General features: G+C 57.8%; 13 protein-coding genes and 1 pseudogene. 1 reads left to right on the top strand and 13 read right to left on the bottom strand.

What is annotated here, in order from left to right:
- Window positions 1-210 (top strand): annotated as a pseudogene (locus DXU84_RS22875) (IS4 family transposase); the annotation flags it as partial.
- A gap of 106 nt (window positions 211-316) precedes the next feature.
- Here DXU84_RS22875 and DXU84_RS22870 read toward each other — a convergent pair.
- The 13 genes from DXU84_RS22870 to nifN all read right to left on the bottom strand — a co-directional run bounded on the left by DXU84_RS22870 (window position 317) and on the right by nifN (window position 12,979).
- Window positions 317-832: a nitrogen fixation protein NifQ gene (locus DXU84_RS22870; protein ID WP_014683038.1), complete on the bottom strand. Its 516-nt coding sequence runs from the start codon at window positions 830-832 to the stop codon at window positions 317-319.
- A complete protein-coding gene (gene nifB / locus DXU84_RS22865) occupies window positions 832-2,226 on the bottom strand; it encodes a nitrogenase cofactor biosynthesis protein NifB (protein ID WP_153376712.1) in 1,395 nt (464 codons plus the stop codon). The genes DXU84_RS22870 and nifB overlap by 1 nt, the downstream gene beginning before the upstream one ends.
- 193 nt (window positions 2,227-2,419) lie before the next feature.
- A complete protein-coding gene (gene nifA, locus DXU84_RS22860; protein WP_153376711.1) occupies window positions 2,420-3,976 on the bottom strand; it encodes a nif-specific transcriptional activator NifA in 1,557 nt (518 codons plus the stop codon).
- Window positions 3,973-5,460: a nitrogen fixation negative regulator NifL gene (gene nifL, locus DXU84_RS22855; protein ID WP_153376715.1), complete on the bottom strand. Its 1,488-nt coding sequence runs from the start codon at window positions 5,458-5,460 to the stop codon at window positions 3,973-3,975. The genes nifA and nifL overlap by 4 nt, the downstream gene beginning before the upstream one ends.
- Window positions 5,461-5,763: 303 nt before the next feature.
- Window positions 5,764-6,558, bottom strand: a complete 795-nt coding sequence (nifM, locus tag DXU84_RS22850) for a nitrogen fixation protein NifM (RefSeq protein WP_153376710.1) — start codon at window positions 6,556-6,558, stop codon at window positions 5,764-5,766.
- The gene (locus tag DXU84_RS22845; RefSeq protein ID WP_153376709.1) at window positions 6,555-6,998 is read right to left on the bottom strand and encodes a nitrogen fixation protein NifZ; all 444 of its coding nucleotides are present in this window, start codon (window positions 6,996-6,998) and stop codon (window positions 6,555-6,557) included. The genes nifM and DXU84_RS22845 overlap by 4 nt, the downstream gene beginning before the upstream one ends.
- A complete protein-coding gene (gene nifW, locus DXU84_RS22840) occupies window positions 6,995-7,333 on the bottom strand; it encodes a nitrogenase-stabilizing/protective protein NifW (protein ID WP_153376708.1) in 339 nt (112 codons plus the stop codon). Before nifW ends, DXU84_RS22845 begins: the two co-directional genes overlap by 4 nt.
- A 1-nt stretch (window position 7,334) precedes the next feature.
- The gene (nifV, locus tag DXU84_RS22835; protein ID WP_153376707.1) at window positions 7,335-8,537 is read right to left on the bottom strand and encodes a homocitrate synthase; all 1,203 of its coding nucleotides are present in this window, start codon (window positions 8,535-8,537) and stop codon (window positions 7,335-7,337) included.
- Between the two features lie 15 nt (window positions 8,538-8,552).
- Window positions 8,553-9,758: a cysteine desulfurase NifS gene (gene nifS / locus DXU84_RS22830; protein ID WP_153376706.1), complete on the bottom strand. Its 1,206-nt coding sequence runs from the start codon at window positions 9,756-9,758 to the stop codon at window positions 8,553-8,555.
- A 46-nt stretch (window positions 9,759-9,804) separates the two neighbouring features.
- On the bottom strand, window positions 9,805-10,632 hold the full coding sequence (gene nifU / locus DXU84_RS22825; protein ID WP_014683029.1) for a Fe-S cluster assembly protein NifU: 828 nt from the start codon (window positions 10,630-10,632) through the stop codon (window positions 9,805-9,807).
- Window positions 10,633-10,649: 17 nt separating this feature from the next.
- Window positions 10,650-10,988 (bottom strand): hypothetical protein, encoded by a 339-nt coding sequence (locus DXU84_RS22820; protein WP_014683028.1) that lies wholly within the window; start codon window positions 10,986-10,988, stop codon window positions 10,650-10,652.
- Between the two features lie 154 nt (window positions 10,989-11,142).
- Window positions 11,143-11,607, bottom strand: a complete 465-nt coding sequence (locus tag DXU84_RS22815) for a NifB/NifX family molybdenum-iron cluster-binding protein (RefSeq protein ID WP_014683027.1) — start codon at window positions 11,605-11,607, stop codon at window positions 11,143-11,145.
- Window positions 11,594-12,979, bottom strand: coding sequence for a nitrogenase iron-molybdenum cofactor biosynthesis protein NifN (gene nifN / locus DXU84_RS22810; RefSeq protein ID WP_014683026.1), 1,386 nt, complete (start codon window positions 12,977-12,979; stop codon window positions 11,594-11,596). Before nifN ends, DXU84_RS22815 begins: the two co-directional genes overlap by 14 nt.
- Between the last annotated feature and the right edge of the window lie 18 nt (window positions 12,980-12,997).

Genomic DNA, 12,997 nt, shown 5'->3' with positions numbered 1-12,997 from the left:
AGTTTTAGCGGTGCAGTGTCGGAGATATTACGGTTGTTAATCGGGCTGCCGTGGGCATCAGCGGGAGCCATCCCGGGGCATCTGAAGCATTTTTACAGCAACGCAGCGATGCTAAAACTGCCCTCGAGACGTGAGCGTGAATATGCCAGGGAAGTGAGAGAAAAAAGGTCGAAATATCCCTTAAAAAACAATGCCGGTCACCTTAAGTGACTGGCATTAGCCGTCTGGCTGGTTTTGTTCTGTCGGCGGGTATCCGGTTTTCGCATATTATCTCTGGTCATTGCGGGTGAAATACGCAGAACCTGAGGCGCTGCGCCTAATCTTCCGGAGCAAAACAGGTGTTCCATTCGCAACATTCATTACAGCTTGGTGAACGGCAGACGATTTCTCCCAGCGACTGCAGGCATTGCTGGCGGTAGAAGAACTTTTTCCAGCGCATGTTCTGGTGATTCATCCTGACCAGTTCGGGAAAGCAATCGGTCATCAGGTCGCGCAGTTCAGCGCGGGAATCCAGCCCCAGATCCTGCCACAGATGGTCAAACCCCATCGATGCTGTGGCGATCAGTTCATGCATCGGCGCGGCCTCCGGCACCAGTGACTGTGCGAGCCACTGCGCCAGTTGTTCCCGCTCACAGGTGCGTGCCTGCTGTAACAACCCGAGCAGTTTTTGCTGCTCGAGTTGTAACGTTGAAAGCACCGGCGCAGCGCGTCCGGTATGTTGCAGTAAAGCCTGCCAGGCGACGTCTCCCAGCCCCATCTGTGGCGGAAAACGTGAGCGTCCGGTCAGGTGCAGTGACAGCAACCGGCTTAACCACCCCTGCGCGCCGTTCATTACGCCACCCCGCGAATGCTGATTTCACCCCCGGCCAGCTTTCGTTGCTGCCACCATTGCGCCAGCACGGTTTCTACCGGCTGCCAGGCGCCGTCCACCTGCGGCTCAATGCCCGCCGCTTCCAGACGCTTCCACGGCGTCAGGCCAATGCGGGCACAGAATACCGCTTTGACATCTGCCAGCAGTTCCAGCAATGCATCCATGTTCTGCGCCGCATCTTCCGGCTCGCAGTCATCCGGCGAGCCGCAATAGCGTGGCGTAAAACGCTGCCCGACCTGCATCACACCTGCCGCCGACAGGCTGTACAGCGTAAAACGATCGGCGTGACCGAAATGCTGATCAACAGCCTGCCCCTGTGACGTTGCGACCGCCACCAGACAGGCGTCCGCTTCTTCGGATTCGCCCTGCGATACAATACTTGCGTGAAGCTGTGCGCGCTGATGCAGCACCGGTAAGTAAGGCGGTGGGTTAACCGGCACGGATGCCAGCGGGAAAGCCGCATTGCGGTCTTCACCCAGCATGCCGATGGCGTCTGCGCGGCACTGATGGCAGTGCGTCATCTGCGGCATCGAAATACCGCAGGATTTTCGCACCGAGGCCACCATGTCGGCATCCGGCTCCGCCTGCCCGTTCAGCCCGAAAACGGTGCCGTGTTCCGGACGTGAAATCAGCGGCATGATGTTATGCAAAAACGCGCCCCATTCGCCCGCCTGCTGGCTGACCGCCTGCATATGCTGGTCGTTAATCCCCGGGATCAGCACCGAATTGATTTTCACCAGTACACCTTTTTCAATCAGCTTTCTGATGCCTTCAGCCTGCCGTTCGATCAATAAGTCTGCCGCCATCCGCCCGGTATAACGCTCACCGTCATACCACAGCCAGGCATAGATTTTTTCGGCGACCGCCGGATCGAGCGCATTCATCGTCACTGTCACGTGATCCACACCGATATCCACCAGCCGGTCCACCACATCCGGCAACATCAGGCCATTGGTGGAAAGACACAGTTTGAGATCCGGCAATTGCTGGCGCAGCAGTTCGAGGGTCTGGAACGTGCGACCGATATTGGCCAGCGGATCGCCTGGCCCGGCAATACCGACCACGGAAAGTTGCGGGATCGCCGCCGCCACCTGACGGGCTTTGGCGACAGCCTGCTCGGGAAGCAACAATTCCGACACGACACCCGGACGTGATTCGTTACTGCAATCATATTTGCGGTTGCAGTAATGGCATTGCAGATTACAGGCCGGGGCGACGGCCAGGTGCATACGGGCAAAGCGGTGATGCCCGCTGACGGAATAACACGGATGCTGCGCCGCTTTACGGGCCAGTTGTTCATTTACGCGGGACGGGCTTTGTCCGGAGCAACCCGCAGAGGAAGGACAGGATGTCATAGCGGTAAACCTTAATCAGCAGAAGGTTCTGAATATCTGCAAAGGTTATACCGCTGGAAAAAATGATAAAAAATGTTATTTATTAGCAGATTACAACTGATGCGTGCGCGGGAGATTTGTCAGGTTCACGGCGTTGTGCCGACATTGTTTCAAAAGCAACAAGGCCGGCACGCCACCGTGTGAGGATGTCAGATCAGATACGGTGCATGTTGATGTCCATAATCTGGATACGGTAGGCAATCTGGCGCGGTGTCATCCCCAGCAGCCGGGCCGCTTTGGCCTGCACCCAGCCGGTTTTCTCCAGTGCGGCAATCACCCGCTGGCGTTCGTCGAGTTCCTGATCCAGCCAGCTTTCATCTGTCGCCAGCGGCAGGCCGGGTTTGACGGACAGCGCCGGGGATTCATGGTGATTGAACAGGATCACGTCGCGGTCGATCAGCCCTTCATCGGTCATTACCGACGCCCGTTCGAGACAGTTTTCCAGTTCACGCACGTTGCCTGGCCAGCTATAGGTCATCAGCAGACGCACCGCACCGTCGCTGATGCGCAGCTCCCGCCCCTGACGCAGCGCAATCTTTTTGACCAGAAACGGCGCCAGATCGGCGATATCATCCAGCCTTTCACGCAGTGCAGGCAGCGAAACCGGCATCACGTTCAGGCGGTAATACAGATCTTCGCGAAAATTCCCGGCACGCACTTCCTCCTCAAGATTACGGTTGGTGGCGGCAATAATGCGCACATCGACTTTCAGCGTGGTATCGCCGCCGACCCGTTCCATTTCACCTTCCTGCAAAATGCGCAGCAGTTTGGCCTGAAACGACGCGCTCGATTCGCCGATTTCATCGAGGAATAACGTTCCCCCGTCCGCCAGTTCAAAGCGGCCTTTACGGGTACGGATAGCGCCGGTGAAGGCCCCTTTTTCATGGCCGAACAGTTCGCTTTCCAGCAGGTTATCCGGCAGCGCGGCGCAGTTGAATTTCACAAATGGCGCGGCAGCACGGGGTGAATTGTAATGAATGGCATTGGCGATAAGTTCCTTGCCGGTGCCGCTTTCACCACGTACCAGAACCGTGGTATCCCATTTGGAAACCTGCCGTAAAATGTCCATCGTCTGACGCATCGCCTGACTTTTCCCGACCATCTGCTCGAAACCAAACTGGCGCGGAACACTGCACCGGACCGGCGTTTGAGCAGGCAATGATTCCGGGGGCGTGGCGGAACGCAGTGGCTGGCTGATAAGATTGGCAACCATTTCTAAAAACCGCGTACTGGCAGTCAGCCGGTCTTCGTGCAACGCCATCGGCTGTGCCACCAGCACACCCGCAGGCTGATTATCCGCACCGGGAATCGGCACGCCAATCAGCGGCAGGCTGCAATCGTAAATATTCAGGCGGTCGAGAAAACGCTGATCGTCTGAAATGCGCGGTAACACCAGCGCCTGACGCTGGCTCATCACCGCGCCGATCACGCCTTCCCCCATGCGGTAACGGACATGGCGGGTCTCTTTTTTCCTTTCGCCGTCGATGCCGTGCAGGGATTCCACAAAGAGTGCATTGCGTTCTTTATCAAACAGACACACCATGCCGTATTGCATAAATGCATGATCGTGCAGCACTTCGAGGATCGCCGCCAGCGCGCGCTCGGTGTTGCTTTCCTGACTCAGCGCCACGCTGATGCGATAAAGCGCCGTAAACTGGGCAGACATATCAAAGCGCCGGACAACCGGGCCCGCGGTAGGTAACTGGGTCATTTTAAGCCTCCGGTGAGAACCTGCTGTACCGGCAGGCGTAACGTCAGCAAGGTGCCGCCATCAGGGCGGACCGAGAGATCTAAAGAACCGCGATGATGGGCGATCAGCGTCTGGATAAGGCGCAGCTCCATACCATTCCCCGGACGGGAAAATGCCGCTTCCGGGCGGGCATATCGCACCCGTTCACGCGGCACATTATCGGTAATGTCAAAACACAACCAGCTCGCGTCCTGCTTCGCAACAATGTTCACCGAGAGCTTCAGAGACGGCATGGCCTGCGCCTGTGACAGCGTGTGATCAATCCATAAGCTCAGCGCGGTAAGGATTTGCGTTCGTTGCCCGACAGCGCGCAGATCAGATGGCATGACCACGTAACGCAACTCACCGTCACTGAGAAAATGGCTGTCGTACAGCGCGCTCAGATCGTCGAAGAATTCACTGACCGGCCATTCTGCCTGCGGCTCAAAATCCAGCGACGGACGACAGGCCTGTAAGCGACTCACCGCCTGCTCGCCTTCGCGCCAGGCGAATTCCAGCGCCATATTATTGCCTTCTTCGCCGTTAAGACGACGCGCAGCCGCCAGCATATTGATTGGCCCGTTAAGCTGGATAAGTGCGGCATCGAGCGATTCGCGGATGGCTGCCAGCAATTTGCCGTTGGTAAGTTTTTGCTTGAGCCGGTCAAGATACCCCTGCTGCTGGCGGTGATGCTGATCGGTGCAGTCGGTCAGAACAATCAGTTTTCCCGGCGCTGTAATGCCGGTAAAAAAGCGGCTGGCCTCTTCATTGACACCCTGCAATGACCACTGGCCGAAAGAAAACCAGCGTACGTTACGGCGCATGGAAACCGGCACCGGTTCGCCGCGGCTCAGCACATCTTTGAGTTGCGGATAGCCCATTTCGGCCAGCAGCTCTTTTCCGCCGCAGTCAGCGCACAGGGTTTTGTAGGCCAGATTGTCCATCACCACATTGTCTTGCTCATCCACCACCACCACAGCAGCGGGAATGTTATTCAGCACTTCAGTGAACAAGGTGATGTGGTTGCGCAATCGCTGCTCCAGCGCGTATTTCTCGCTGATATCTTTGTGCATGCCGAGGTAATGCTCCACCTGCCCGTCCGCGCCTAAAACAGGCGTGATAGTGACATCCGCCAGATAAAGCGAACGGTTATTGCGCCGGTTGATCAGCTGCCCGCTCCAGGGTTTGTCCTGCAACAAAGTGCGCCACATTTCGTCATAGATATGTTTCGGCGTCTGCTGGCTGGCCAGCAGACGGTGATTCTCGCCCAAAAGTGTCTCAAGTGCAAAACCCGTCTGGCGGCAGAATGCAGGATTGGCATAACAAATGCGCCCCTGCGGATCGGTCAGCGAAATCGCCACCGAAGATTGTTCAACCACGGTATAAAACAGTGAAGGATGTTGCAGCGACAAGCGGCTGGCGATATTCCCCTCAGGAAATGATGCTGATAACGCCGTGATGCTCATGTCTTTCTCCCCTTTATTGCGCAATGCCGGAACCCAAATCACACCTATACTCACCCGGAATAACCGTGCAATTTACAGGCCTTTTGCGGGGCTATCTGCCCAAAGGTTGATCTGAACGGGGTGTTTTAAGCATCAGGATGCAAAGCAGACCGGTTTTTACCACAGACCAGGTAAAGCGCGGTGTGGCACAAGGCCGGAGGCGGGATTTCCCTGCGCTGTTATAAGGCAACGCAGGTAGTTTTTGTGCATTTTTTGTGCAAATCGGGCATTAGCCCGTCTGCACCAACAAGAAGGTGAACAGGCTCAGGCATTGATCAGTTGTTGCAGCCACTGGCGCTGATAATGTTTCTGTTGCCGGGCAATCAGTTGCTGACGCACCCGCGTTAAGGCTTCGGCTTTCGGCAAGGGTTGCGGCAGGCGAATTTGTTCGCACAACAACAGATGCCAGCCCAGTTCGGTTTCAACGGCGCCGCTCAATTGCCCGGCCTCGAGACGAAATAATGTGTCTTCCAGTTGCGGATAAAGAATGCCGCGCCCGACCCAGCCCAGTAGGCCGCCGCCCATCGCACTCGGGCAGTGGGAATAGCGCAGTGCCTGGCGGGCAAACAGCGCATGCCCGTCACGCAAACGGCGCGCAATGGCATCAATCTGTTCACGAACCGCCGAAGAATTGCCCTCCACGGTCAGCAGCAGATGGCGGGTGTAACGTTGTTCGGGGCGAACAAAATGCTGCGCATGTCCGCGATACCACGCCTCAACCTGCGCATCATCCGGCAGCGGTGCCTGTTGCTGCACCCAGTTTAACTGTTCGCGCAACAGCGTCTGATGTAATAGCAGTTCTTCGGTCTCGGTCGCCGTCAGTTCCAGCTCTGGCAGCTCGGCGGCCAGCGCCTGCCGCGTGACTTCCACCGACTGCGGTTCAATATTCAACGCGTGTTCCAGGGCCGCCTGCGCCACAGCTTCTTCTATCACCTGCTGACGCCGCCAGGCTTCGATAAACTGCTGATACTGTGCCGGCGTCGGGTTGAGTTCTTCACTCAGTTTCATCTGTTTTGCCAGCTTCCAGCGGCTGTAACGGTGCCACACAGGCATACTCATGCCAGTTCCTCCTCGAGCTTCAGCGCATGTTCGGGCACCTGAAATATCCGCTGCGCAAACAAAACCTGATAATGAAAAATGCTGTCCAGCGGTTCACAGCCCATCACGCGGCCCATGCCGCCCTGCGGCACCACCACTTCACCACGGATAACCAGACTGCGACGCGAACTGACCCAATCACCGTATTGAAAAGCGCCCGCCAGCCAGGGGGCATCACCGGCGATCAGCTCCTGTTCGCGGCAGCCAATAATCAGGTCGTCGTCGGGAAAATGCACCTGATACACGATGGTGTCCTGCAAAAACCCCCCCCATTCACGCACGTATCCCAGACTGCCGCGGCGGATCAGTAAGTCACCGCGCGTTTTACCCGCAAACGTACCGTCATCGCGTACGATGCGTGTCACTCTCACCTGCTGGTCGACCTCAAATACCGGTTTCATGGCCTGACCTCCAGCAAATCGCTCCAGTCGATAAAGCTGCCGTTATTGCGCTGATACACCGCCAGCCCGGACTGCGTATTCAGCGGCCCGGCCACGGTGTGCTGGTAGCTTTCGGCCAGCAGACGCCGGGCCAGCCGCCAGTCAGCACGGTCTGATTCTTCCTCATCGGCAAAGTGCACCGGCACGGCTGCCGTCAGCCGCTGGTTAAACTGCGCCATGATGTGCAGATGGCGGCTGCGTAACAGGACCGGATCCACCTCCAGTTCGAAGAAATCAAAAAACGACTGCGCTGATTCCAGCTCATCAACACCTTCAATACGGGTAAACCAGTCCATGTCAGCCTCCCTGAGCCTGAAGTTGTCCTTCGAACGGGATCTGATCGTCCATCCGCATCTGGCACATGGCGATGACTTCATCCTCACCCGGATTACGTTTGAGATGTTCGGCAAAGCGTTTCACCTCCTGCAACATCGACAGGGTTTGTGTCTCGCTGAGGATATACCCCAGACGCGCGCAGATGCCACTCACCGCCTGCCTGCCGGAATGTTTGCCAAGCACCAGAGTAAATTCCCGTCCGACCAGCGAGGGATCTATGCCCTGATAACTGCGCGGATCGCGCAGCAGTGCCGCCACATGCAAACCGGATTCGTGGGTGAAAACCTGCCCGCCGACCAGCGGATGCTGCAGGTCAATGGTTCTCCCCGCCGCCGCCGCCACAAGGCGGCACAACGCCGGCAGTTCGGTGAAATCGATACCGCAGTCGAGATGCAGGCAACGATCAAGTGACAGCGTCACACTTTCCAGCGCCGCATTCCCCGCCCGTTCGCCGAGTCCGAGCACCGTGGTGTTCACATGCGTCGCACCCGCCCTGACCGCCGCCAGCGTGTTGGCAGTTGCCATACCCAGATCGTTATGCGCGTGTATTTCCAACCCGCCGTGCCAGTGCTGGCGTAATGCCGAAATACGGGCAAAAGTACTGAAGGGATCGAGAATGCCCAGCGTATCGGCAAACCGCATCCGTTCTATACCCAGATCCGCCGCCACTTCCGCCAGCATGTGCAGGGTTTCATCGGGGGAGCGGGAGGCATCCTCACAGCCCATACATACCCGCATACCGAGACGGTGCGCCAGTTGCACCAGCGGTTTAAGCGAGGCAATCACCGCAGGCCACGGCCGATGTAATTTCTGCTCGCGCAGCAAATCTGACGCTGGTACCGAGATATCGACCCAGTCCATGCCCACGCGCGCAGAATCGTGAATTTCTGATGAATTCATCCGGCACCACGACATCATCACCGTGTCCGGCAGTTGTCTGCGCAAAATCGCCAGTCGCACGCACTCTTCTTCGCCGAGCGCCGGTGTCCCCGCTTCCAGCTCACGGACACCGGCATTCACCAGCGCCTGAGCAATTTCCAGTTTTTCACTGGCGCGAAATGCCACACCGGGGCTTTGTTCGCCATCACGCAACGTGGTGTCGTTGATTATGACCGCCACGGGCCGGTTACCGCCGCCAGTCCGTTCCGCTTCTGAAGCCGCCATCACCCGTCTCCTGTCTCAGCCGTAGGTCGGCGCAAACAGGCCGCCCTGTGCAATTTGCACTTTATCCTGCTGCCAGTAAGGTGACAGCGTTCGCAGGCGTGCCACGATGTCCGGCATCTGTTCAATCGTCCATTCGATTTCCCGCTCACGGGTAAACCGTGACAGGGAGAAACGGATACTGCCGTGCGCCGCGGTATAAGGAATATTCATGGCGCGCATCACGTGCGAAGGCTCGAGCGAACCCGATGTGCAGGCACTGCCGCTGGATGCCGCTATACCGCAATGATTAAGCAACAGCAAAATGGCCTCACCTTCGATATATTCAAACGCAATGTTGACAGTATTCGGCGTGCGCGGCTGGTTAGCGCCCATCAGCAAGGTGTGCGGAATGGTGGTCAGCAGGCCGGTTTCCAGCCGGTCACGCATTTCCTGCACCGACTCCATCATCGGCATATGCACGTCCGCCAGTTCACAGGCCGCGCCCATGCCAACAATCCCGGCGATATTCTCGGTCCCGGCACGGCGTCCGCGCTCCTGATGGCCGCCGCGCACCAGCGGGCGGAAGCGGGTATTGCGCCGCAGATACAGGCAGCCACAACCTTTCGGCCCGTGAATCTTATGCGCCGAGCAGGACAGCATGTCGATATCGGTGGCACGCAGCGAAATCGGAATTTTGCCCACCGCCTGCACGGCATCGCAGTGGAACAGAATGCCGCGTTCATGGGCGGCAGTGGCCATTTCGCTGACCGGGAATAGCACGCCGGTTTCGTTGTTCGCCCACATCATGGTGACCAGCGCGACGTTTTCACTCAGCGCATCGTAATAGTGGGCGGTATCCAGCGCGCCTTCTTCGGTAACGCCGATACGGTGGATCATGTAACCCTGACGCTCGAGGTGTTCGCACACTGCCAGCGTGGCCGGATGTTCCACGGCGGTGGTGATAATTTCACGGCGTTCCGGTGCCAGCGCAATGGCCGAGTAAATGGCCGTCGACGTGGCTTCGGTGGCGCAGGAGGTGAAAATAATTTCGCTGGTATACGCCGCGCCCAGCAGGCTCGCCACCTGCTCGCGGGCGCACTCCAGCCCCACCCGGCACGGTCCACCGAAATCATGAATCGAGGACGGATTACCGTAATAATCGCGCAGATACGGCATCATCGCTTCCAGCACCATCGGATCAATACGGGTGGTGGCGTTGTTATCCAGATACACATTTTTCATTGTCTGTTCCTCATTACCGGGCGGATGTGTTTGTTCTTTTCCCCAGTCAGGCGGCGGCGACCACGCGCATATAGCGGCCCATACGCTCAACCAGTTTCTGTTGCAGCCAGGCCAGCGTCATGTCAGTCATCATGCAGCCGCTGCAACTGCCGGAAAGCGCCACCGTCACTTCCTGCCCGTCGACGCGCACAAGCGACATGTCGCCGCCGTCAGCCCTGATGTGCGGGCGTAAAGACGCCACCACTTCTTCCACCGCCAGCCAGTTTTCATCCCTGACTGTTGCCGCCACCGGGTTTTTCACCGGATGCTCTTTTAGGATTTCTTCCAGACACAGCTCAATTTTTTCGTGACAGGAGGTGCATCCGCCCCCGGCTTTGGTGTAGTTGATCACGTCTTCGAGCGTGGTCAGGCCGTTGGCGAGCACCGCGCGGCGGATCTGCGCTTCATCGACCGCAAAACATTTGCAGATAAGCGCGCCTTCTTCATGATCTTCATCCGGCGCTTCGCCACGGTAATACCTGATGGCAGCCCGCAACGCTTCCTGCCCCATCACCGAACAGTGCATTTTTTCCGGCGGCAGGCCGTCGAGATAATCGGCGATTTGCTGGTTGCTCACCTGCTGCGCCTGCGTCAGGCTGCGGCCGATAATCAGTTCGGTCAGCGCCGACGAGGACGCAATGGCGCTGCCACAGCCGAAGGTCTGGAATCCGGCATCAAGAATAATTTCCGTCTCAGGATCCACCTTCAGCATCAGGCGCAGCGCGTCGCCGCAACTCAGTGAACCGACGTCACCGATGGCATTCGCTTCATCCACGACTTTGGCGTTACGCGGATTAAAAAAATGTTCTTTCACTTTCTCAGAATAATTCCACATGTCTTTAACCCCTTTGGTTAGTCCGGTTCGGGTGATGTCGTACAACTGCCGCTTTCGCAGTGACAAGCGGATGCCGCTGGCAAAACCACCCGTATTCCGGCGCGGCTGTTCTGTTCACCGGCAGACAGCGTGGCATTTTGTAATAGCGTCCAGTGCAGCGGATCCGCCAGCAGGCGTAACCCGTTAATCATTTCTACGTGGTCACGCGGCTGAAAGGCCGCGCTCCAGTGCAGCCCCACTTTCCAGCCGCCGCACGGGTCGCCGCCTAATGTCATCCGCAGGCCGCCCCCCTGCGGCGACAGTTGCCGCTGTAACGCCAGCAAGCGGTCAAAAACCGCGGGTTCAATTACCATCATCGGGTCGCCTCCTCTACGGGTTTATGACTATTGAGCAATTGTGATGCCAGTCACATTATCAGCGTTATTTCAACCACATAGCCCCTGATGCCCGCATCAAATCCCACACAGATGTCGCGCTATTTGTCAGGTTTGTCATACAGATGACACAAGGTTACGGGCGGTCTTCCTCCTGCCATTCGTCCCCCGCCAGCAGTTTGTCGAAACGGCCAGGGTCGCGGCGGCGGCGCGTCACCTGACGCTCTGCAGCCGACCAGTGTTGCTGCGTCTGTTTGAGCAAATGCGCGATGTCGGTGTCTTGCGGCACTTTGATCGCCCGTACGCCAATTTCCAGCAACTGGCGGAAAACTGAATCGCCAATCGCCAGGCAATAGAGCGTCACGCAGTCTTCCAGCGCCGCCATCCGGCAGGCGATTTTTTCCTGCTGATGGCCAGATTCGGCGCTGAATTCCGCCACCCGCAGCAGTTGCACCTGATCCTGTTTTACGCCGTACACCACCAGCCGGGTGCTGGCACCGAAATGCTGGTCGACGTGGTGATAATCGGAACTTGCGAATGCCACCTGCATCGGCCACTGCGTGACGCTGACGGTATCGAGATAACGGTTAGAGCGCCTCATGGCTGGCCTCCGGTACCGGGCTCAGGCTGAACACCTGCTTGAGCGGTGAGTGATACGCCACCAGCATGTGATGGCGCGCCTGCATCAGGTTAGCGAGTTCGAACAAAGTGTCGCGAATACCCGCATAGCCCTGCCGCACGCGGCGAAATTCTCCGAGACGGTCGTAAAGCGGGAAACCGGCACGCACCAGCGCGATACCGTTTTTTTCCGCCAGTGGTGCAGCGTGGGAGTTCGCCACCAGCAATGAAACCGGGTAGCTGTCGAGCCGGGTTTGCAAATCTTCCAGATCGCCGATCACCACCTGTTCGACCGGCAGCCCGGCCAGTGACTGCTGATTAACCGGCGCAATCACCGGCCCGACGCGCATTCCCTGGCTCTGAGCGAAATCGCACCACGCCACCAGTAAATCAGCTTCTGCCGCCAGCGCAATACGCTGTGACTGCAGCCAGGTATGACAGTCGATCATGGCGTCCAACAGTTGCCCGCGCTGGCGCTCAATCCATGCCGGTACCTCGCGGCCTGACACCTGATGCAGATGGCGGATCAGACTGTCCATGTTTTCCAGCGTCATCAGGTGCGGCAGGTTCAGCGCCATGCCGCGGCTGCGCATCGCCATCAGGCTGGCGGCGCAGTTGAGCGAACTGCCAATGGTGATGGTGGTCAGGCTCTGCCCCATTTGTTCAATCTGGCGTTGCGAGGTGCCGCCCTGCGTGACCGGATTGAAATCGCCATTCGCCAGATGTCCGTCCAGCGACTGTGATAAATCCGGCAGGATCACCGGTTGCAGGCCAAAGGCTTCGACATAGCTGCGCAGTAATTCCAGATCCCCCGGCGTCAGCAGATGGCTGACCAGCAGGTTCACGCGCTTGTTACGCATGCCGGTCGGCGGCTTTTCCGGCACCCACTGAGTGATCACGCTTTCCATCAGCGCGCTGTAGCCGTTTTCCAGCGAGCCGTAAAAATCCGGCGTGTTAACGGTCAGAATGGCGATGGCATTAAAGCGCGGTTCTTTGTCGCGAAACTCACGCAGCGCCATCGACAAATCACTGCCCTGGGCTTCTGACAGTCCGGTGCTCAAAATCACAATGGCTTTTGGATTACTGCGCTGACACAACGTGGTCAGCGCCGTACTGACGTTGCCATCCGAGCCCATGATAGTCGTGGTCGATTCCATCGCCGTGGACTGCAACGGGATCGGATCGTGAAAATGCTGGATGAAGAAAACTTTGGCGAACGCGCTGCAACCTTGCGCGCCGTGAACCAACGGGATGCAATTTTCCAGCCCCTGACTGGCCAGGATCGCCCCGAGCGGTTGCCCGCTTTTGACAGGCGTGGTGGCAAGCGGCTTGGCATTACGCAGAATTTGAGCCATACACAGTCTCCAAAACAA

Source organism: Rahnella sp. RcJ3 (assembly GCF_009498575.1).
Taxonomy (GTDB): Bacteria; Pseudomonadota; Gammaproteobacteria; order Enterobacterales; family Enterobacteriaceae; genus Rahnella; species Rahnella aceris.
This window is presented reverse-complemented; position numbering and strand designations above follow the sequence as displayed.

Excerpts from the sequence above, each read along its gene's own strand:
- DXU84_RS22870 (WP_014683038.1), bottom strand. The coding sequence starts at position 832 with ATGAACGGCGCGCAGGGGTGGTTAAGCCGGTTGCTGTCACTGCACCTG.
- nifB (WP_153376712.1), bottom strand. The coding sequence starts at position 2,226 with ATGACATCCTGTCCTTCCTCTGCGGGTTGCTCCGGACAAAGCCCGTCC.
- nifA (WP_153376711.1), bottom strand. The coding sequence starts at position 3,976 with ATGACCCAGTTACCTACCGCGGGCCCGGTTGTCCGGCGCTTTGATATG.
- nifL (WP_153376715.1), bottom strand. The coding sequence starts at position 5,460 with ATGAGCATCACGGCGTTATCAGCATCATTTCCTGAGGGGAATATCGCC.
- nifM (WP_153376710.1), bottom strand. The coding sequence starts at position 6,558 with ATGAGTATGCCTGTGTGGCACCGTTACAGCCGCTGGAAGCTGGCAAAA.
- DXU84_RS22845 (WP_153376709.1), bottom strand. The coding sequence starts at position 6,998 with ATGAAACCGGTATTTGAGGTCGACCAGCAGGTGAGAGTGACACGCATC.
- nifW (WP_153376708.1), bottom strand. The coding sequence starts at position 7,333 with ATGGACTGGTTTACCCGTATTGAAGGTGTTGATGAGCTGGAATCAGCG.
- nifV (WP_153376707.1), bottom strand. The coding sequence starts at position 8,537 with ATGGCGGCTTCAGAAGCGGAACGGACTGGCGGCGGTAACCGGCCCGTG.
- nifS (WP_153376706.1), bottom strand. The coding sequence starts at position 9,758 with ATGAAAAATGTGTATCTGGATAACAACGCCACCACCCGTATTGATCCG.
- nifU (WP_014683029.1), bottom strand. The coding sequence starts at position 10,632 with ATGTGGAATTATTCTGAGAAAGTGAAAGAACATTTTTTTAATCCGCGT.
- DXU84_RS22820 (WP_014683028.1), bottom strand. The coding sequence starts at position 10,988 with ATGATGGTAATTGAACCCGCGGTTTTTGACCGCTTGCTGGCGTTACAG.
- DXU84_RS22815 (WP_014683027.1), bottom strand. The coding sequence starts at position 11,607 with ATGAGGCGCTCTAACCGTTATCTCGATACCGTCAGCGTCACGCAGTGG.
- nifN (WP_014683026.1), bottom strand. The coding sequence starts at position 12,979 with ATGGCTCAAATTCTGCGTAATGCCAAGCCGCTTGCCACCACGCCTGTC.